Origin of the sequence: Vibrio kasasachensis (genome assembly GCF_050337565.1) — a bacterium.
GTDB lineage: Bacteria > Pseudomonadota > Gammaproteobacteria > Enterobacterales > Vibrionaceae > Vibrio > Vibrio kasasachensis.
The window spans coordinates 46,859-66,963 of sequence record NZ_JAKJTB010000022.1; the positions used below are offsets into that span (position 1 = coordinate 46,859).

Genomic DNA, 20,105 nt, shown 5'->3' on the forward strand with positions numbered 1-20,105 from the left:
GGAGGCTTCATGCGCTTTACTGATATTTTTATTAAGCGTCCAGTTTTAGCGGTATCGATCAGCTTTTTGATTGCGTTGCTTGGTTTCCAAGCCATATTCAAAATGCAAGTACGTGAATACCCTGAAATGACGAATACAGTAGTAACAGTCTCGACTGGTTACTACGGTGCAAGTGCCGACCTCATTCAAGGCTTTATTACTCAGCCATTGGAGCAGGCCGTCGCACAGGCAGATAACATTGACTATATGACTTCTCAATCGGTGTTGGGTAAATCAACCATCACCGTCAACATGAAGTTGAACACCGATCCCAATGCCGCCTTGTCAGATATTTTGGCGAAGACTAACTCGGTTCGATCTCAGCTACCTAAAGAAGCGGAAGATCCAACCGTAACCATGTCAACTGGCTCTACAACAGCGGTGTTGTATATTGGTTTTACCAGTGATGAACTCTCTTCTAGCCAAATTACTGATTACCTTGAGCGCGTTGTTAACCCTCAACTGTTTACCGTTAATGGCGTGTCAAAAATCGACCTTTATGGTGGTTTAAAATACGCACTGCGCATTTGGCTAGACCCTGCCAAAATGGGCGCATTAAAAATGACGGCAACCGATGTCATGGGCGTGCTCAATGCCAATAACTATCAATCGGCAACCGGTCAGGCTATTGGTGAATTTGTACTGTACAACGGTAGTGCTGATACGCAAGTATCCAACGTTGATGAGCTAAGTAACCTTGTGGTGAAGTCTGAAGAAGGTGACATCATTCGCCTTGGAGACATCGCCAGAGTAACACTAGAGAAAAGCCATGATGTGTATCGAGCCAGTGCTAATGGTCAGGAGGCAGTGGTTTCAGCAATAAATGCGGCGCCAAGTGCTAACCCAATCAACATCGCGGCTGACGTGTTAGAGCTGTTACCTCAACTTGAACGTAACCTACCTAGCACCATCAAGATGAACGTCATGTATGACTCCACCATTGCGATTAACGAGTCGATCAATGAAGTTGTGAAAACAATTATTGAAGCCGCGCTCATCGTACTTGTGGTTATTACCTTGTTCTTAGGCTCTTTCCGCGCGGTCATTATTCCTATCGTCACTATCCCGCTATCACTAATTGGTGTGGCAATGGTGATGCAGGCGATGGGATTCTCGTGGAACTTAATGACGCTTCTGGCCATGGTGCTTGCCATCGGTCTAGTTGTGGATGATGCGATCGTTGTTTTAGAAAACGTCGACCGCCACATTAAGCTTGGTGAGTCACCATTCCGTGCAGCCATTATTGGTACACGTGAAATCGCAGTGCCTGTTATTGCGATGACGCTAACATTGGGTGCGGTATATGCGCCAATCGCTCTAATGGGTGGTATTACGGGTGCACTGTTTAAAGAGTTTGCCCTTACCCTTGCTGGTGCGGTTTTTGTTTCCGGTATCGTTGCATTAACTCTATCGCCAATGATGTGTTCAAAAATGCTTAAGGCAAATGAAAAGCCAAGTAAGTTCGAACAGAAAGTGCATCATGTTCTCGATGGCATGACTAATCGCTACGCGAAAATCCTGAAGGCAGTCATGGCGCACCGCCCTGTTATTCTAGCATTCGCTGTCATTGTATTTGCCACTTTGCCTGTGTTGTTTAAGTTTATTCCAAGTGAACTTGCGCCATCAGAAGATAAAGGCGTGGTGATGTTGATGGGTACTGCACCATCAACCGCTAACCTCGACTACATGCAAAACACCATGAACGATGTAAATAAGATTCTGTCTGATCAGCCAGAAGTAGCATTTGCGCAGGTGTTTACTGGTGTGCCCAACTCAAACCAAGCCTTTGGTATTGCCTCTATGGTGCCTTGGAGTGAACGAGAAACTAGCCAAGCTGAAGTGGCTAAGCGTGTGGGTGATTTAGTCTCGAATGTACCAGGAATGGCAGTTACCGCATTCCAGATGCCAGAGCTACCTGGTGCCGGTTCAGGTCTACCGATTCAATTTGTTATCACAACACCAAATGCATTTGAGAGTTTGTTTACCGTTGCCACTGAAGTACTGACTGAAGTGAAATCTAGTCCAATGTTCGTCTACTCTGATCTGGATCTAAACTACGATTCAGCCACGATGAAGATCAACATCGACAAAGATAAAGCGGGTGCGTATGGCGTGACCATGCAAGATATCGGTACCACACTAAGTACCATGATGGCAGATGGCTACGTTAACCGTATCGACCTTAATGGTCGTTCATACGAGGTAATCCCTCAGGTTGAACGTAAGTATCGTCTAAACCCGGAATCGATGAATAACTACTATGTACGCTCAGCTGATGGCAATGCGGTACCACTAGGTAGCTTAATCACTATCGATGTAGTGGCAGAGCCGCGCTCATTACCCCACTTCAACCAACTTAACTCAGCAACAGTAGGTGCAGTACCGGCACCAGGTACTGCAATGGGTGATGCGGTTATTTGGTTTGAAGACGTTGCAGCAAACACGTTACCTAGCGGTTATAACCATGACTACATGGGTGAAGCGCGACAATATGTGACAGAAGGCAGTGCGCTATACGCAACATTTGGTTTGGCTTTAGCCATCATCTTCTTGGTACTTGCTATTCAATTTGAATCAGTAAAAGACCCGATTGTTATCATGGTATCTGTACCATTAGCCATTTGTGGTGCCTTGATCGCTCTGGCTTGGGGCGCGGCCACCATGAACATCTACTCGCAAGTCGGTCTGATTACTTTGGTTGGTTTGATTACCAAACACGGTATTTTGATTTGTGAGGTGGCAAAAGAAGAGCAGTTGCACAACAAGCTAAACCGAACGGAAGCGGTAATGGAAGCGGCGAAAGTACGTCTTCGTCCAATCCTAATGACCACTGCGGCAATGATTGCAGGTCTTATACCATTGATGTATGCATCTGGTGCTGGTGCAGCTCAACGCTTTAGTATCGGTATTGTAATCGTGGCAGGTTTGGCGATTGGTACTCTATTTACTCTATTCGTATTACCCGTCATCTACAGCTACTTAGCAGAAAAACATAAACCTCTACCTATATTCCTAGAGGACAAAGATCTGGAAAAGTTAGCGCGAGTTGATGAAGCAAAAGCGGCCTGCCGCGAGCTATCCAACAAAAGCTAAGCTTTGAGTTAAACTAACGTGCGTTAGTTATTAAAAGCAAAAAGGTCACTTCGGTGACCTTTTTTATTGATCTCATTTAGATGATAAACACTGCGAAACAGCCGTTTTTTTGCTTGGCAACTAGCGACATTTGCCTATCAATTACATAGAATGAGGTAAAGATACAGGAGTGTTAACACAATGTTTGACCCAAAAAAATTAGAGCAAATCGCTAAGCAGATTCATGAGTCAATGCCTCAACCAGTGAAAGACCTAGGTGCAGACGTTGACCAAAAAGTTCGCCAAGTAATCCAAGGTCAGTTAAACAAGCTCGACGTCGTTAGCCGTGAAGAATTTGACGTGCAAACTCAAGTTTTACTGCGTACCCGTCAAAAGCTAACGGAAATGGAAAAGAAACTGACTGACTTAGAAGCAAAACTAGCAGACAAGTAATGTATCTGTACGCACCAATCGCTGTGTGTAATACCAATCAAGAAAAAGGCTTACCCCTATTGGAGTAAGCCTTTTGTTTTTGTTGTGTTTACTTTATTTTGTATTTATCGACCCCAGTCTATCCGGAGTTCTTTTTTCCAAGCCTATTTTTAGACTCAAATTAAATTCTAGGATGATGCGTGCCGCTTACTAGAATAAATGAGCGCATCAGCTAACGAAATTATCCCTTAAGCATAATAGATATATTTTTATAACGCCGGAGTAAAGTTTCAGTTCAAGAAGAAGGCGCGCAATTTACACCCGTAAATGAGCACCTTCGACACCGAAATGAAGCTTTAAACCAAGTTATCAATCGCCAACGGCGATGTGCTTCATATCCGTCATATACCCACGTAGCTCTTCACCAATGTACTCCACTGGGTGGTTACGAATCGCATCATTCACCTCGATGAGACGCTGATTATCTACGTGGTTTGAAGCTTCTTGTAGACCTTTACCAATAACATCGGTATTCACTGCTGGCATGAACTTCTCACGCAGTAGCGGTGTTGCAACATTAGCGAATAGGTAATTACCGTATTCAGCGGTATCTGAAATAACAACGTTCATTTCATATAGACGCTTACGAGCGACTGTGTTAGCAATTAGCGGTAGTTCATGCAGTGATTCATAGTATGCTGACTCATCAACGATACCTGATGCTGTCATTGCTTCAAACGCTAACTCAACACCCGCACGGACCATGGCAATCATTAGGATGCCGTTATCAAAGTACTCTTGCTCTGAGATCTGAACATCGGTAGTTGGGTAGTTTTCAAATGCGGTTTCGCCAGTTTCTGCACGCCAGCCTAGTAGGTTTACATCATCATTAGCCCAATCCGCCATCATGGTGCTTGAGAACTCACCTTGAATGACGTCATCCATGTGCTTGTTATATAGCGGACGCATCAGATCTTTTAGCTCTTCTGATAGATCAAACGCTTTAATTTTTGCTGGGTTTGATAGACGGTCCATCATATGAGTGATGCCACCAAACTTAAGTGCTTCTGTTACGGTTTCCCAACCAAATTGCAGTAATTTACCGGCATAACCTGGGTCAATACCTTCTGCAACCATCTTCTCGTAACAAACGATAGAGCCTGCTTGTAGCATGCCACATAGGATAGTTTGCTCACCCATCAAGTCAGATTTAACTTCTGCAACAAATGAAGACTCTAGGCAACCTGCGCGGTGGCCCCCTGTCGCTGCTGCCCATGCTTTGGCAATATCCCAGCCTTCACCTTTTGGATCGTTCTCTGGGTGTACTGCGATAAGTGTGGGAACACCAAAACCACGTTTGTATTCTTCACGAACTTCTGTGCCTGGGCACTTAGGGGCAACCATAACAACGGTTAGGTCGTTACGAACTTGCATGCCTTCTTCAACAATGTTGAAACCGTGTGAGTAACCCAGTGCTGCGCCTTGCTTCATTAGTGGCATTACCGTTTCAACCACATTGGTATGCTGCTTGTCTGGCGTTAGGTTTACCACTAAATCTGCTTGAGGGATTAGTATTTCGTAGCTGCCTACTTCAAAACCATTTTCTTTGGCGTTTTTGTACGATTGACGCTGTTCATCAATCGCAGCTTGGCGAAGCGCATAGGCTACGTCTAAGCCAGAGTCACGCATGTTTAGACCTTGGTTAAGACCTTGCGCACCACAACCAACAATGACTACTTTCTTTCCTTTTAGGTAGTCTGCTTCTGTTGCAAACTCACTACGATCCATAAAACGACAACGACCTAGTTGGTCTAGCTGCTCACGCAAATTTAGGGTATTGAAATAGTTAGCCATTGTGGGCTCTCCTTTAAGAAATATGTCCATGTGGTCGATAGGTTTACCCATCGAATGAATTGATACTAAAACAGACAGTGAATTGCTTAAAGTGATATATTCACAATTAGTTATTGCAATAAATGCAACATGGACGTTACTTGATATGAACATTAAGAGCCTGCAACTCTTCATTCATTTATGTGAGAGTAAGAACTTTGCCAAGACGGCAGAAGCAATGCACATCAGCCCTTCGGCCCTAAGCCGACAAATACAAAAATTAGAACAAGAAACAGGACAAAACCTGTTTCTGCGCGACAATCGCAGCGTCGAATTAACACCCGCTGGTAAAAAACTACTGCCTGTAGCACTCAATATTTTAAGTGAATGGCAGAACTATAATGCGCAATTTACTGACTTTGATAACGAGCTCAAAGGCGAAATACGCCTATTTTGTTCCGTCACAGCCAGCTATAGCCATTTGCCAGAACTGATCTCTGAGTTTCGGCTACAACACCCATTTATTGAATTCAAGCTCTCGACTGGAGACCCTGCGCAAGCGATTGAAAAAGTACTCCTTGATGATGCGGATATCGCTATTGCCGCGATGCCCGATCAGCTGCCTTCTCGGATTGAATTTGAAACTATCAGCGAAATTCCACTCTCAGTGATTGCACCATCTGGTGTGAGTAACTTTGCCCAGGAGCTACAAAATGAAAAACCCAATTGGAATTTAATTCCGTTTATTGTCCCAGAAGCAGGAACAGCCAGAGAGCGCGCTAATACGTGGTTCAAAGCTATGAAAATTAAACCTAACATTTACGCTCAGGTATCAGGACATGAAGCGATTGTCAGTATGGTAGCACTTGGTTGTGGTGTGGGGATTGCACCAGATGTGGTGATCAACAATAGCCCAGTACGAGATAAAATAGAACGGCTTAAAGTTGCTCCCATTGCCCCGTTTCAATTGGGCGTGTGCTGCAAGCGATCCCAGCTTGATAACCCGTTAGTCAAGGCGTTGTGGAAAGTGGCACAAGAGAAATATATTACCCTCTAATTTCTACGACGAAAAAGTAAAAAGCCACGCAAGTGCGTGGCTTTAAAATTATTCGTTAGTCTACTTTTAGATTACACGTGAAAACTGTTGTTGGCGTGCGCGGCTTCGCAGGTATTTATCAAAACACATACAAATATTACGGATTAACAAACGTCCGCGTAATGTCACGCGAATCTCACTGTCATCAACTTCTACAAGTTCATCATCAATGAAGGTTTGTAACAACTCTAAATCTTGTGTGAAATAGCGGTTAAAATTAACTTTGAACTCTCGCTCAATAAATGTCTTGTCTAATTTAAAATTGCAAATCAACTGCTTAATTACTTCACGGCGAACCAAATCATCGCTATCTAATGAGACACCTTTCCATAAAGCATGACGCTGCTCATTCACTTGAGCGTAGTATTTCTGCAACTCTTTTTGGTTCTGTGCGTAAGCATCGCCAATCATTGATATTGCAGAAACGCCGAAACCAACTAAATCACATTCACCTTGTGTAGTGTAACCTTGGAAGTTGCGGTGCAAAATGCCATTGCGCTGCGCGACAGCCAACTCATCATCAGGTAACGCAAAATGATCCATACCGATGAATTGATAGCCAGCACCAGTTAGCGTGTCAATTGTCTGTTGTAGAATCGCCATTTTTTCAGATGGTTGCGGTAAGTCTTCATCTTTTATCTTACGCTGAGCAGCAAATAACTGCGGCATATGAGCGTAGTTAAACACTGACAAGCGACCCGGCTGCATTTCTAACACTTGTTGAAGCGTTTTCGCAAACGATTGTTGGGTTTGCTTAGGCAAGCCATAAATCAAGTCAAGATTGGTAGAGCGGAAACCTAACTCTTTTGCTCGCTTCACCATAGCAATGATAAAATCTTCATCTTGCTCACGGTTTACTAGCAATTGAACTTCTTTATTGAAGTCTTGAACACCAATACTTAGACGGTTGAAACCTTCACTGCGTAAATGATCCAGCATATCCAGTTCAATTTCACGCGGGTCAACCTCGATACTGATTTCAGCAGTCTCTTCAAAATCAAATTCACCACGTAAAATTGCCATTACACGGCTAATTTGTGCTTCTGACAAGAAGGTTGGCGTACCACCACCAAAGTGTAATTGAGTAACACGTCGCTCTTGAAGCAAGCTCGCACGAGTGCGTATTTCTAGCTCCAACGCATCCAAGTACTCATCCGCTTTATGCGCATGACGGGTGATCACTTTATTGCAGCCACAGTAGTAGCAAAGCTTATGGCAGAATGGGATGTGGATATACAACGAAAGAGGTCTATCTGGATAAGACGTACATGCCATGTCGAATTCCGCAGCCGTAAATACTTCATGGAACTCTAACGCGGTAGGGTAAGACGTGTAACGTGGACCGGAATAGTTATATTTATCCAGAACCGTTTGATCCCACTCAATTTGTTGGCTTGCTACGACTTGCTGCGACATGTGGCTCATTCCATTTTTTGACTGAAAGGTCATGGTTACATTAACGACCTATTTTGCCATAGCTTCATGGTAGAGAAACTAAAGCAAGCCGTTTTTTGAGTACAAATACTCAGAACTGATAAATTGGTCACTCACTATTAAGTGTAAGTGATCAATTCTCGGATATCAGGCTTAGTTAGGCAATCGACCTAAAGCACTTGAATATCAATTTGATTATTCAGTGGCTGCACTTGTTTTTGCAGTGCTTTCAACTCTTCAACAATCGAATCTTGAAGGCGCGACTCGGCTTTATGACGAACTAGATTTTGTTGCATGCGATCTTTCTTAGACAATGTTTGGCGGTCTTCACCTCGTACCATGTCTTTCACCACATGATACAACTCTGCAGTTGCAGGGAACGTTTTATCAAAGTCGATGCGCTCATCACCCTGAACATAATCCATAATGCAATAAACACGAATGCTGATTTCAGAGAGATCACACTGACCTTGAATACCAGCTAAACACAAAGTGTTTACGCTTTCAAAAATGTTCGCGTTGCGCTTATCAATCGCCAACTGCTGATGTCTAAGCTGCAATTCCTTTTGCTTCTTCAGTTGGAGAAGAAGGTAACCTGCGTAAGATGCCAAGGCGAGAACAATAATGCCACCAGCAATGGCTAACAAGGTTACATTCATACCTGGCTGTTATCCTTTAAATTGATTGAGATCTAAAGATTCAAATTGAGACAACAAATCATCATCTGATGATTGTTTTTTCTTTGCTTGTTTTGCAACTACGTGCGTCTCTGGCTCTTCGAAATCATCCTCATCAGCTTCTAGATCTTCTTCATAAATACCTAATTGCTTCATCAGCACTTCGATGCGAGCCAATTTCTCATCTACGTACTTCTGTAGACCCGCACCAAGGTTTTCACCTTCATCAATACGGTCCAGTAATACGTTAAGTTGCGCGTCAGTTTCTAACATCTCTAGCTCTTTTTCAGCATTGATGCGACGTTCAACTTTAGTTGGTTTTTTCACAGCTTCTACGATCAGCGGAATTTTCTTCTTGCTGCCTAAGCGTGGGTCTCGGTTTTGTGATGCCACAGAACCTTTCTGCGACTTAACTTCCGCATTGCGAGAACCGGTTTTTAAACCTTTACGCTTTTTGTCTCTTTTAAGCTGGCGACCGTCTACATCTGACTGGGTACGGTTACGCACAACGATAACGTCGGCAGTGCCGCCGCCTGATCTACTTTTTTTGTTACGGCTCATTACTGGGCTTTCCTCAGTAAAATTATATCTGTTCCTACAAATTCTAGTTCGAGCTTATCCCGCTCTGCCAAGTACTCAAACGTTGCATGACTAAAAAATATCACATGAGTAATATCATTTTTATAGTGCCACGTTGCAAACGCCTCAACATCGATAACCATCTTGGTCATAATACCAAGCCAGCCACCGGGCTTAACTAAATTCAACCATTGCTGCCACACCTTATCAGGTCGGTACAGATGCTCTATTACCTCTGTGGCAGTAACAAAGTCATACTCTTCATCCAATACCGACACTTCTTGGTGGTAATAGATATCGTACAACTCCATAGCATGCCCCTGTTCTTCCAACATTAATGATAATGTTGGTCCAGGACCACAACCAAAATCTAACCCTTGAGAATTAGGCGAAATGCGCTGACAAATCGGCTCTGCCATACGAGACAAAAAGCGGCGATAACCAGCATCACTAGGATCGTTTTCATGTAGATCATAGTGTGCTTTTTCTGCCTGCGCATCTAAGCGTTGCGCTGGGTCAACAAACACCAGCGCACAATTCGAACACTCTAAATACTGACGGAGCTTATCTTCAAAGTAATGATGGGTGTCATTGCTTTGACAAAGCGGACAGTCGTGCATCGATACATCCTCCACAGGGGATGCGAAACATACCAGAAACTGCTCTTAGAGTGGAGCACTATTGTGCAAATAATCATCAAATCGGTAAAAATAGATATAAAAAAAGCGATAGATTGACTATCGCTTTCTAAATGCCATGATGGCGAAACTGGGTTGCGCAAAATTTGCACTCCAAATTTCCTTTTGTTTTTTGAGCTTTCCCTGCCAAAAAGGTTTTGTTCGTCATCATCCTAATGAATTTTAGCTTTCCTTCTACATCCTGTAGATGGGCTATTCCTTAGCCTGGTCCATAATCTGTCTAAACCATCAGACGAGTAAACCATCCTTGTTTATGTAAGCCTCCTGCCTACGAGCAGTCCTTTTACCATCTACCAAGTAATCCTTACTTGCATCCATGGAGACTATCCTAGTCTATTGTCCTGCACCACCTCGTGTGGATGTAGATACTTTACGATCAGGAGCTTAATAAACAATAACCCTCGTTAAAAAAAACAGATTAAATAGCAACCATATGCCTAACGGTTTGTTTTAACGTCCATTTTAATAAACGGTACTTATTTCACAGCTATATGAATGGCAAATGTCTTACAAAGAATAGAGCAAAATAGGAGGAGGGAGTGTATTGTCTAATGTGAGCTGGTTCATGAAAATTGCAGGAAAACAAAAAGCCATGTCACAAGACATGGCTTTGGAAAGCTGACTGGAAGAGTGTTGTTTAGTGAAGACCACCAACGTACTTCGACAGCACATCGATATCTTCGTCAGTTAACTTCTTGGCAACATCACGCATCATTTCATTCATGTCGTTACCACGATTACCGTCTCTGAATTTCTCCAGCTGCAGTTTAATGTAATCAGCATGCTGGCCTGAGATCTTAGGGAATCCAGATAACTCTGTGCCGTTACCTCGCGGACCATGACATGCAATACATGCCGTTAAACCCCGCTCAGCATCACCGGCGGCATAAAGCGCTTTACCTTGCTCTACCACATCTTCTGGTGTTGTATTATGAGCAAGCGGTAATGAAGCGTAATACGCAGCTAAATCTGCCATATCTTGTTCATTCAGCGGCATTGCCATACCGCTCATAACTGGGTCATAGCGACCCTGTTTACCACCACTCGTCATCCCGAGTTTTAGGTCTTTCAGCTGCTTCTCAATATATTTCGCATGCTGACCGGCCAATGAAGGATACATTCCAAGTAAGCTATTGCCGTCTGCCCCATGACACGCAACACAAGTTTGAGATTTTGCTTTACCAGCTTCTATGCTGCCTTGGGCCCATGCGGAGCAGCTGGCCAAAAGACTCACAATTAGCACTAATTTCTTCATGACATTCCATTATAATTATCAAGCTTCCAGTACCACTCTACATTGCCACTCATGGTACAATAGGCGACCTCATGCCGAGTACGGTTATTTTACACAAATTCACAAAAAAGTAATCAATTGACTACACAAAGTCGAGATGGAGTTAACAGTGAGCGTAAAAATTAATTACCAAAACACCCATTTCATCACAAGTGCACCTGACATTCGTCATTTGCCAGAGGATGAGGGGATTGAAATTGCGTTCGCCGGACGCTCCAATGCGGGTAAGTCGAGCTCTCTAAATCGACTGGCCAACCAAAAAGGTTTAGCTAAAACCAGTAAAACTCCGGGTCGAACTCAGCTTATCAATCTATTTAAAGTGACGGAAGGCTGTCATATCGTCGATCTACCAGGATACGGCTTTGCTCAAGTACCACTTGAAATGAAGAAAAAGTGGCAAAAATCTTTAGGTGAATATCTACAAAAGCGCCAGTGCTTAAAAGGCTTGGTGGTGTTAATGGATATTCGTCACCCAATGAAAGATCTAGACCAACAGTTGATCTACTGGGCTGTCGATAGCGGCATTCCTGTTCAAGTGCTACTAACTAAGGCTGACAAACTAAAGAGTGGTGCGCGTAAAGCTCAGCTAACTAAAGTTCGTGAAGACGCTAAAGGCTTTGGTGGAACCGTCCAAGTTGATGTTTTCTCAACACTAAAAGGCTTAGGGGTTGATGTACTGCGCAATAAGCTAGACGAATGGTATGCTCCTGTTTTTGCACACCTTGCTGAGGAAGAAAACGATTCAGAAATAAAAACTGATATCGATAGCGAATAGCATCGCCTATTTCCTCAAAGAGCCTCGCCATGTGCGGGGCTTTTTTGTAGCTAGCAACTATAAGCGTTTATTCTTTGTGCGAAATAATAGAAGTTTAATGAAGGAATATTACATATTTGTGTAATTGGACGTTTTACTGCAGCAATAATAGTGAGAATAAAATTAAGAGTTAGCCGAAATAATGACTTGGGATTTGTATTGAAAAGTAAGGTTATTGTTTATTCTTTACCACAAGAAAAAACGCCCCAGCCAAATGCTGGCTGGGGCGGCTGAATTAGCCTAATCCAATAACGTGAAACAAAAGGTCTGAAAGATAGAACATCTTACCTCTGTACCCTACGCAATTAATGTACAACAATTGGTCATAAATTCAAAGTAATTTTGTAGGTTATTTTCATAATTCTATTGGTTAGCGACAAAACACCATCCCGAACTCATTCTTTTTTAACGACAAAAAAAAGCCAGCGTTTGTGCGCTGGCTCATGTTAAAACTCAGTTTTAGCTCATTTTTTACCTAATGAGCCTGCTCCCAGTTATCACCGCGACCAACTTCTGCAATTAGCGGTACTTTCAACTGAGCTGCAGCCTCCATCAATTGTTGTACTTTAATTTCAGTTTCGGCTAAAGATGACTCTTCCACTTCAAAAACCAATTCATCGTGCACTTGCATTAACAACTTAACACGACCATCGCCTTCTTTTTCAATCCACTCATCAACAAGTAGCATCGCTTTCTTGATGATATCTGCCGCAGTCCCCTGCATCGGTGCATTGATTGCTGCACGTTCAGCCGCTTTACGACGCATGCCATTACGTGACGTAATTTCTGGTAAGTATAAACGACGACCAAATATGGTTTCGACATAGCCATTTTCAGCAGCGGTACTACGTGTATCTTCCATGTACTGTAATACGCCGGGATAACGTTCGAAATATTTGTTCATGTACTCTTGCGCTTCACCACGTGAAATGCCGAGTTGTTTAGCCAAACCAAACGCACTCATTCCATAGATCAAACCGAAGTTAACGGCTTTAGCACGACGGCGCTGCTCTGACGTCACTTGATCGATACTGACACTCATGATTTCCGCAGCCGTTGCAGTATGAATATCTTTGCCTTCTCGGAAGGCATCCAGCAATGTTTTATCATCAGAAAGATGCGCCATAATGCGCAATTCAATTTGAGAGTAATCGACAGCCATGATCTTGTAACCATGCGGCGCAACAAATGCCTGACGGATACGACGCCCTTCCTCATTACGAATAGGGATATTCTGTAAGTTTGGATCGGTCGATGACAAGCGACCCGTCGCGGTTACCGCTTGATGATAAGAAGTATGAACACGCCCTGTTTCTGAGTTAATCATCTTCGGCAGTTTATCGGTATAGGTCGATTTCAACTTAGCAAGACCACGGTACTCTAAGATCAACTTAGGTAATGGATAATCGAGCGCTAACTCTTGTAGCACTTCTTCGTTTGTAGATGGAGTACCAGACGGTGTCTTTTTCACCACAGGAAGTCCCATTTTTTCAAACAAAATGGCTTGTAGCTGTTTCGGTGAGTTCATATTGAACTCTTGCTCAGCAAGCACATAAGCTTTCTGCTCTAACTCATCCAAGCGTACTGCAATTTCTTGTGATTGCGCTGACAACATCATGTCATCGATCAATACACCAGTGCGCTCGATGCGTGATAGAACCGGTACCAATGGTATTTCAATTTCTTGGTAGATAGCATTGAGATTTTCATCTTGCTGCAGTTTTTCATTCAAGCGGTTATGTAGACGCAAAGTCACATCTGCATCTTCGGCTGCGTACGGGGATGCTTGCTCAAGATCGATTTGGTTAAATGTCAGTTGTTTTTTGCCTTTGCCAGCAATTTGCTCAAAGGAAATACAACTATGTTGTAGGAAACGTAATGCAAGGCTATCCATACCATGCTTGCCGCCAACGCTGTTAAATACGTAAGAGGCCAACATGGTATCAAACTTAATTCCGCGCATGTTAATGCCGTAACGAGCTAAAACACTGGCGTCATATTTCAGATTTTGCCCCACCTTCGCTTGGCTAGCATCTTCCAAAATCGGTTTTAACTGCGCGAGCACCCAATCGCGGTCAAGCTGCTCTGGTGCATCAAGATAATCATGGGCAACCGGAACATAAGCCGCTACACCCTCTTCTGTTGCAAACGACAGACCAACCAAATTCGCAACCATATAATCAAGACTGTCTGTTTCAGTATCAAACGCGAATACTTCAGCTGCCTTTAGCTTTTCTAGCCATTGACTAAACGTCTCTTGATCGAGAATGGTTTGATACTGACTGCGATCAATGGTTACTGCCGCTGTATTTATTTCAACTGGGCTTGCTGATGATACAGCGGATGCTGAAGACTTTTCAGCCGCTTCAACCACGCCTGTTCCACCTTCGAGTAGATCATTGAGCCATGATTTAAACACCAACTGACCAAATAGCTTAATCATCTCATCTTTATTTGGATCTGCTTTGATAAGCTCTTGTGGCTTAAACTCCATTTCGACATCAAGTTTGATCGTCGCAAGTTGGTATGAAAGCAGTGCTTTTTCTTTGTTCTCGACTAATTTTTTTGCCATGGTTTTCGAACCACGAAAGCCAAGCGGAGCAATGTCATCTAGATTGTCGAATAACTTATCTAAACCACCAATGCCTTGCAGTAACGCCGTCGCTGTTTTGTCTCCTACACCAGGTACGCCCGGGATGTTATCGACTTTATCGCCCATCAACGCAAGGTAGTCGATGATTAACTCTGGTGGAATACCAAATTTCTCAATCACACCTTCGCGATCCATCACTACGTTTGTCATGGTGTTGATCAAGGTAACATTGTCATCAACCAGTTGTGCCATGTCTTTGTCACCTGTACTGATCAGAACAGGTATACCTTGTTGCGATGCTTGAGAGGCCAAAGTACCGATTACATCATCCGCTTCAACACCCGAAATGGAGATCAATGGTAGCCCCATAGCACGAATCACGTCATACAATGGCTCAATTTGGCAACGCAAATTATCGGGCATTGGCGGGCGATTAGCTTTGTATTCAGAATACATATCATCACGAAAGGTTTTTCCTTTTGCATCAAACACTACCGCAATACGCTCTGAAGCAAATTGGCGCATCATGCTACGTAGCATGTTAACAACGCCATACACCGCATTAGTCTGAATATCACCATTGCTCATGGTTTCAGGGTACGCATGAAATGCACGGTATAGATAAGAGGAGCCATCGATCAGAATTAGTGGATTATCTGGAATGCGAGCCATAGTCTTTTAGGTTCCAAAGAGAAAGCAAATTAGATCCGCTTAGGATGCCACGACTGCGTCAGTGATGCCATGCAAAGTCTGTGATGTCTCTTGCGACATTTGTCGATTAAGACTTCACATCACGATCAGCATTGTGGATAACTCTGTTTATAATAATTATTCACCGATATTGACATCGGTCACACTTTTGATTTTTTGTGAATTAACCCACTGAATATAAAGGACAAAAGAAAAGATCGATCATGATAGATGCGATCTGAAAACGATCCTTGATTGTGGAAAAGACTATTGGTGTCCTTTTGTTCAAGGACAAATAAAAGACATAAAAAAAGCGACATCTTTCGATGTCGCCTAGCAAAAAAGGGTCAAAGCATTTCATGTAAAACATGCCGCTTTACCATAAAGCTATAAATTACACTGGAAGCAATGTGAGCAATGTCGTGTCAAAAGAAGTTGTGCAAGTTCAAGTAATTCAGCATCGCTACTAAATTCAATGGGTTGAATTTGTTAGCTAAACATCCTTGTGAACTTCTTCATTCCCTAAGACAAGATTGATAATAATGATTCTCATTTGCATAGTCAACCACTAAATGAGAAGAAGTCTCATTTATTTTTACATTGTTTTAATGAAATGAATTCTTGATTCACAAAGATCAGGTTTTTGCTCAACGCTTTCAATTAGATAACCATTTTTTATCAACAACCTCAGCATCGATGTAAACCGATTCCGCGATTTTACTTTGGTCACACGGTAGCCCTGCTCGAATACCCAAGCTTCTTGATCTTTTAGTAACTGCTGCGCAATGCCTTTACCACGCATAACCGGTGACACACCACCAAACCAACTATAAAAAGTATGCGGATCTAACTCATAGCCAATCTTAAATCCGATGATCTTGCCTTGCTCTTCTGCTACGAGTATTAACGAACGCTTGCCCATCAAGCGCTCTGACAGTGTGACTACACTCTCTTTATGGATAAATTCATTAATCGCCTCTACCGCTTCTATGCACTCTTCGAGTGTACCTTGACGAACTACCACACTCATTTTTATTTCCTTGGGGTAAATATTGTCATCAAAAAAGGTCGGCAAAGCCGACCTTTTTCATTTACATTGCACTAAACCTAGTCGTGATCACGTAAGTATTCGGCTGCTTTACCGGTATCTTCAGCCAACCATTGCGCCACGTCTTTAGCAAAATAAGTCAAAATGCCATCAGCACCAGCCCGTTTAAAGCAAAGCAGCGATTCCATTACTGTTTCACGTTCTTTTAGCCAACCGTTCTGTATAGCAGCTTTATGCATGGCATACTCACCTGATACTTGGTAAGCAAATGTAGGTACTTTCAGCTCAGACTTAACACGGCGTACCAAATCTAGGTATGGCATACCCGGTTTCACCATAACCATATCCGCACCTTCGTTGATATCCATCGCCACTTCGTGCAATGCTTCATCACTATTAGCCGGATCCATTTGGTAGTTTTTCTTATTGCCACCTTTTAAGTTTGATGCTGAACCCACTGCATCACGGAATGGCCCATAATAGCTTGATGCATATTTCGCTGAGTAAGCCATAATCTGTGTATTGATATGACCAGCCTCTTCCAGCGCTTCACGAATCGCGCCAATGCGACCATCCATCATATCCGATGGCGCCACAACATCGGCACCAGCTTCTGCGTGAGATAATGCCTGCTTGATCAGAACTTCTGTTGTTTCATCATTGAGTACATAGCCTTCCTCATCGATGATGCCATCTTGACCATGAGTAGTGAATGGATCTAATGCAATGTCAGTAATTACACCGATTTCTGGCACATGCTCTTTTAATGCGCGCACAGTGCGTTGCACCAATCCTTCGGCATTATAAGCTTCTGCTGCACATAAGCTTTTAGCATCTTGATTAACAACAGGGAATAGAGCGATTGCTGGTACACCAAGCTGTGCGAGGTACTGTGCTTCCTCTAGCAGCAAATCAATCGACAGACGTTCAATGCCCGGCATTGACTCAATTTGCTCACGACGATCTTTGCCCATCAATACAAACATTGGATAAATCAAATCGTTTACTGACAATTGATTTTCAGCCATAAGACGACGGCTAAAGTCATGTTTACGCATACGACGCATGCGACGAGCAGGAAATTGACCTTGAATGGAAACTGACACTCTATTCTCCTCGAATCTGGTGATAGTGCTGCATAGAATCATATCACTCTGACGCCTTCACGCTAGCGGCAATAATGAAAATTGCAAAAAATGACCTCAGGTTCACACTGCCGTATACTCATGCCATCCATTTAAAATGAGTACTATCATGATCGATACCCATGCGCATATTTACGCGAGCGAATTTGATAACGATCGCGAGCAAGTGGTTCAACGCGCTCTATCCCAAGGCATTGATACCATCTTACTACCGAATATTGACCTTGAATCTATTGAGCCGATGCTCGCAACTGAAGCTGCCTACCCACAAATTTGCCGTTCAATGATGGGTCTACACCCTTGTTATGTGGACGGGAACGTTGAGCAAACACTGGCGACTATTCATAACTGGTTTAGCAAACATTCGTTTATCGCAGTAGGTGAAATTGGTATCGACCTGTACTGGGACAAAACATACAAAACCGAGCAAGAGTATGCATTTATTACCCAGCTTAATTGGGCTAAAGAAATGCAGTTGCCTGTGGTCATCCACACCCGAGATTCAATTCAAGAGACCTTGGCATTGCTGCGCAAGGAGCAAGACGGATCATTGAGCGGTGTATTCCACTGTTTTGGTGGCAGTGTAGAAGAAGCAAAAGCAATTAACGATCTTGGTTTTCACTTGGGGCTTGGTGGTGTTTCAACCTTTAAGAATGGCGGAATGGATCAAGTGATCCCACACCTTGATATGAACTATGTATTACTCGAAACCGACTGCCCTTACCTTGCTCCTGTACCTCATCGAGGTAAGCGTAATGAGCCTGCTTACGCCTCACTGGTGGCGCACAAAATAGCCGAACTAAAAGTTCAAACTGTCGAGAGTATCATTCAAATAACAGATAAAAATGCGACCAAACTGTTTAATTTATGAAATAAATCAGCATTAAATTGACATAAAATCATCAGAATGTGATCTATGCCGCGACTATCACTTTAAACTGTGAGCTCACTAGTTTAATATGCGTATCAACTCTTATACAAGGTGCTTGATATGTGTGACCACTCAAAACACTTACAGAGACTGCACCGTACGTTTTGGCAAAAACTTTTTGGTATCAAAGAAATCTATCAATGCTCGCAATGCGGACATATTATTAAGATAAAGTAGATACCCACTCATCGTATGATGCGTTTTGAAATAGAAAAGGCTTGCCTATGGGCAAGCCTTTTCTATTTCAAAACAAAAATTATCCTCACGCTATATCTACTATTCCTCTTCGTCAATTTCATCCTTACGAACATAGAATTTAGCAAAGAACAATCCGACCTCAAACAAGATACACATCGGAATGGCAAGCAAAGTCTGCGAAATCATATCCGGTGGTGTAAGCAACATACCGATTACAAATGCGACCACCACAATGTAAGGGCGCTTTTCACGTAAGCTGTCAGGCGTTGTTGCACCAGTCCAGCAAAGTAGAATAATTGCCACTGGTACTTCAAACGCAATACCAAATGCTAGAAATAACGCTAATACGAAGTCTAAATAGCTGGAGATATCGGTAGCAAACTCAACCCCACCGAGTGAGATTGCGGTAAAGAAACCAAATACCAGAGGAAAAACCACATAGTAAGCAAATGCGACACCGGTATAAAACAGTAATGAGCTAGAGAACATCAACGGCATGATTAGCCGACGTTCGTGCTTATATAACCCCGGTGCGACAAACGACCACACCTGATGCAGGATAAATGGCACAGCAACGAAAACCGAAGCAATTAGTGTCAGCTTTAATGGCGTGAAAAATGGCGACGCTACATCAGTAGCAATCATTGTTGCCCCTTCAGGCAACTTATCTAGTAGTGGTTTTGAAACAAACTCGTAGATTTCGTTTGAAAAATAGATCAAGCCAACAAAGACCACCAATATAGCAAGAATAGCGCGCAATAGGCGGTTTCTCAGCTCAAGAAGGTGGCTAATTAAAGGTTGTGTCTGCTCGACAGAGGACATATCAAACCTCATTAAAAAAGATCAAAGAAGAGCCGCACATTAGATGCAGCTCCTCACGATGAGACTATTCGGCTTTCTTATCTGCAGTGGTACTTGTCTCAGATGAAAGTGGCATAGATTCCACTTCGACTTGACTTGTCTCTGTAGCCTTTTGAGCATAGGGACGCTGTACCTCTTGCGCCGCTTTTTTAAGTTCATCCACCGAAGACTTCAACTCTGGGGATAGATCTTCCATTCCCATCTGTTCAGCTTTACGTAGATTCTCTTGTAGCTCTTGTACCTTAAGCTCGTGACTGATTTCATCTTTCACACTGTTTGCCATGCTTTTAGCTGACGAAACAAACCGTGAAACACTACGAATCGCATGTGGCAAGCGTTCAGGACCAAGTACTACGAGTGCGACGACAGATATTAATACCAGTTCCCAAAAACCGATATCAAACACGTATTATGCCTGCTCTTTGTCTTTCTTAGTTTCAGCAGTAGCTTCCGTAGCGTCTGTCTTCTGCTGCTCTAGGTTTTTAGGTTCAAAATCAGCGTCTTTCTTTTCTTGCTGCGCTTCTTCATCACTCATCGCTTTCTTAAAGCCTTTCACTGCACTGCCTAAGTCACCACCAATGTTACGTAGCTTCTTGGTACCAAACAGTAAAACAACAATCACAGCAACAATGAGAAGTTGCCAAATACTAATACCACCCATTACTTTTACC

At 43.0% G+C, this 20,105-nt stretch carries 18 protein-coding genes; 5 read left to right on the top strand and 13 right to left on the bottom strand.

The window, feature by feature from the left end; translation table 11 throughout:
- The first annotated feature begins 9 nt into the window (after window positions 1–9).
- Window positions 10–3,132 carry a multidrug efflux RND transporter permease subunit gene (locus tag L4C38_RS17650; protein ID WP_428798865.1) on the top strand — a complete coding sequence of 1,041 codons (3,123 nt, stop codon included), beginning with the start codon at window positions 10–12 and terminating at the stop codon, window positions 3,130–3,132.
- A gap of 180 nt (window positions 3,133–3,312) precedes the next feature.
- On the top strand, window positions 3,313–3,564 hold the full coding sequence (ubiK, locus tag L4C38_RS17655; protein ID WP_428798866.1) for a ubiquinone biosynthesis accessory factor UbiK: 252 nt from the start codon (window positions 3,313–3,315) through the stop codon (window positions 3,562–3,564).
- 348 nt (window positions 3,565–3,912) lie between these two features.
- On the opposite strand, the gene ilvC is transcribed toward ubiK, so the two are convergent.
- Window positions 3,913–5,397, bottom strand: coding sequence for a ketol-acid reductoisomerase (gene ilvC / locus L4C38_RS17660; RefSeq protein ID WP_428798867.1), 1,485 nt, complete (start codon window positions 5,395–5,397; stop codon window positions 3,913–3,915).
- A gap of 145 nt (window positions 5,398–5,542) precedes the next feature.
- Between ilvC and ilvY the strand changes: the two genes are divergently transcribed.
- The gene (ilvY, locus tag L4C38_RS17665; protein ID WP_428798868.1) at window positions 5,543–6,433 is read left to right on the top strand and encodes an HTH-type transcriptional activator IlvY; all 891 of its coding nucleotides are present in this window, start codon (window positions 5,543–5,545) and stop codon (window positions 6,431–6,433) included.
- A gap of 66 nt (window positions 6,434–6,499) precedes the next feature.
- On the opposite strand, the gene hemN is transcribed toward ilvY, so the two are convergent.
- The 5 genes from hemN to L4C38_RS17690 form a co-directional block, all read right to left on the bottom strand.
- Window positions 6,500–7,888: an oxygen-independent coproporphyrinogen III oxidase gene (gene hemN / locus L4C38_RS17670; RefSeq protein ID WP_428798869.1), complete on the bottom strand. Its 1,389-nt coding sequence runs from the start codon at window positions 7,886–7,888 to the stop codon at window positions 6,500–6,502.
- A gap of 188 nt (window positions 7,889–8,076) precedes the next feature.
- Window positions 8,077–8,565: a DUF2489 domain-containing protein gene (locus L4C38_RS17675; RefSeq protein ID WP_428798870.1), complete on the bottom strand. Its 489-nt coding sequence runs from the start codon at window positions 8,563–8,565 to the stop codon at window positions 8,077–8,079.
- Window positions 8,566–8,574: 9 nt separating this feature from the next.
- Window positions 8,575–9,144: a Der GTPase-activating protein YihI gene (gene yihI / locus L4C38_RS17680; protein ID WP_428798871.1), complete on the bottom strand. Its 570-nt coding sequence runs from the start codon at window positions 9,142–9,144 to the stop codon at window positions 8,575–8,577.
- Entirely contained in the window at window positions 9,144–9,782 is a 639-nt protein-coding gene (locus L4C38_RS17685; protein ID WP_428798872.1) for a class I SAM-dependent methyltransferase, read from the bottom strand. Before L4C38_RS17685 ends, yihI begins: the two co-directional genes overlap by 1 nt.
- A 715-nt stretch (window positions 9,783–10,497) precedes the next feature.
- Window positions 10,498–11,115, bottom strand: a complete 618-nt coding sequence (locus tag L4C38_RS17690) for a c-type cytochrome (RefSeq protein WP_428798873.1) — start codon at window positions 11,113–11,115, stop codon at window positions 10,498–10,500.
- A gap of 136 nt (window positions 11,116–11,251) precedes the next feature.
- On the opposite strand from L4C38_RS17690, the gene yihA reads away from it, so the two are divergent.
- Entirely contained in the window at window positions 11,252–11,929 is a 678-nt protein-coding gene (yihA, locus tag L4C38_RS17695) for a ribosome biogenesis GTP-binding protein YihA/YsxC (protein WP_428798874.1), read from the top strand.
- A gap of 274 nt (window positions 11,930–12,203) precedes the next feature.
- Here the strand turns inward: yihA and spfP are convergent, their stop codons facing one another.
- From spfP to hemB, 4 genes are all read right to left on the bottom strand, one after another.
- A complete protein-coding gene (gene spfP, locus L4C38_RS21305) occupies window positions 12,204–12,251 on the bottom strand; it encodes a small protein SpfP (protein WP_438356636.1) in 48 nt (15 codons plus the stop codon).
- A 192-nt stretch (window positions 12,252–12,443) separates the two neighbouring features.
- A complete protein-coding gene (gene polA / locus L4C38_RS17700) occupies window positions 12,444–15,233 on the bottom strand; it encodes a DNA polymerase I (protein ID WP_428798875.1) in 2,790 nt (929 codons plus the stop codon).
- A 613-nt stretch (window positions 15,234–15,846) separates the two neighbouring features.
- Window positions 15,847–16,281 (bottom strand): GNAT family N-acetyltransferase, encoded by a 435-nt coding sequence (locus L4C38_RS17705; protein WP_428798876.1) that lies wholly within the window; start codon window positions 16,279–16,281, stop codon window positions 15,847–15,849.
- A 77-nt stretch (window positions 16,282–16,358) separates the two neighbouring features.
- On the bottom strand, window positions 16,359–17,405 hold the full coding sequence (gene hemB, locus L4C38_RS17710; protein ID WP_428798877.1) for a porphobilinogen synthase: 1,047 nt from the start codon (window positions 17,403–17,405) through the stop codon (window positions 16,359–16,361).
- Between the two features lie 148 nt (window positions 17,406–17,553).
- Between hemB and L4C38_RS17715 the strand changes: the two genes are divergently transcribed.
- The gene (locus tag L4C38_RS17715; protein WP_428798878.1) at window positions 17,554–18,315 is read left to right on the top strand and encodes a TatD family hydrolase; all 762 of its coding nucleotides are present in this window, start codon (window positions 17,554–17,556) and stop codon (window positions 18,313–18,315) included.
- Window positions 18,316–18,651: 336 nt separating this feature from the next.
- Here L4C38_RS17715 and tatC read toward each other — a convergent pair whose 3' ends face one another.
- The 3 genes from tatC to tatA all read right to left on the bottom strand — a co-directional run bounded on the left by tatC (window position 18,652) and on the right by tatA (window position 20,095).
- Complete coding sequence (tatC, locus tag L4C38_RS17720; RefSeq protein WP_428798879.1) at window positions 18,652–19,395, bottom strand: twin-arginine translocase subunit TatC; 744 nt, start codon at window positions 19,393–19,395, stop codon at window positions 18,652–18,654.
- 64 nt (window positions 19,396–19,459) lie between these two features.
- Complete coding sequence (tatB, locus tag L4C38_RS17725; RefSeq protein ID WP_428798880.1) at window positions 19,460–19,840, bottom strand: Sec-independent protein translocase protein TatB; 381 nt, start codon at window positions 19,838–19,840, stop codon at window positions 19,460–19,462.
- A 3-nt stretch (window positions 19,841–19,843) separates the two neighbouring features.
- On the bottom strand, window positions 19,844–20,095 hold the full coding sequence (gene tatA, locus L4C38_RS17730; RefSeq protein ID WP_428798881.1) for a Sec-independent protein translocase subunit TatA: 252 nt from the start codon (window positions 20,093–20,095) through the stop codon (window positions 19,844–19,846).
- Between the last annotated feature and the right edge of the window lie 10 nt (window positions 20,096–20,105).

Excerpts from the sequence above, each read along its gene's own strand:
- hemN (WP_428798869.1), bottom strand. The coding sequence starts at position 7,888 with ATGTCGCAGCAAGTCGTAGCAAGCCAACAAATTGAGTGGGATCAAACG.
- yihA (WP_428798874.1), top strand. The coding sequence starts at position 11,252 with ATGGAGTTAACAGTGAGCGTAAAAATTAATTACCAAAACACCCATTTC.
- ubiK (WP_428798866.1), top strand. The coding sequence starts at position 3,313 with ATGTTTGACCCAAAAAAATTAGAGCAAATCGCTAAGCAGATTCATGAG.
- yihI (WP_428798871.1), bottom strand. The coding sequence starts at position 9,144 with ATGAGCCGTAACAAAAAAAGTAGATCAGGCGGCGGCACTGCCGACGTT.
- tatA (WP_428798881.1), bottom strand. The coding sequence starts at position 20,095 with ATGGGTGGTATTAGTATTTGGCAACTTCTCATTGTTGCTGTGATTGTT.
- L4C38_RS17650 (WP_428798865.1), top strand. The coding sequence starts at position 10 with ATGCGCTTTACTGATATTTTTATTAAGCGTCCAGTTTTAGCGGTATCG.
- ilvC (WP_428798867.1), bottom strand. The coding sequence starts at position 5,397 with ATGGCTAACTATTTCAATACCCTAAATTTGCGTGAGCAGCTAGACCAA.
- tatC (WP_428798879.1), bottom strand. The coding sequence starts at position 19,395 with ATGTCCTCTGTCGAGCAGACACAACCTTTAATTAGCCACCTTCTTGAG.
- L4C38_RS17690 (WP_428798873.1), bottom strand. The coding sequence starts at position 11,115 with ATGAAGAAATTAGTGCTAATTGTGAGTCTTTTGGCCAGCTGCTCCGCA.
- L4C38_RS17685 (WP_428798872.1), bottom strand. The coding sequence starts at position 9,782 with ATGCACGACTGTCCGCTTTGTCAAAGCAATGACACCCATCATTACTTT.
- ilvY (WP_428798868.1), top strand. The coding sequence starts at position 5,543 with ATGAACATTAAGAGCCTGCAACTCTTCATTCATTTATGTGAGAGTAAG.
- polA (WP_428798875.1), bottom strand. The coding sequence starts at position 15,233 with ATGGCTCGCATTCCAGATAATCCACTAATTCTGATCGATGGCTCCTCT.
- L4C38_RS17705 (WP_428798876.1), bottom strand. The coding sequence starts at position 16,281 with ATGAGTGTGGTAGTTCGTCAAGGTACACTCGAAGAGTGCATAGAAGCG.
- L4C38_RS17715 (WP_428798878.1), top strand. The coding sequence starts at position 17,554 with ATGATCGATACCCATGCGCATATTTACGCGAGCGAATTTGATAACGAT.
- L4C38_RS17675 (WP_428798870.1), bottom strand. The coding sequence starts at position 8,565 with ATGAATGTAACCTTGTTAGCCATTGCTGGTGGCATTATTGTTCTCGCC.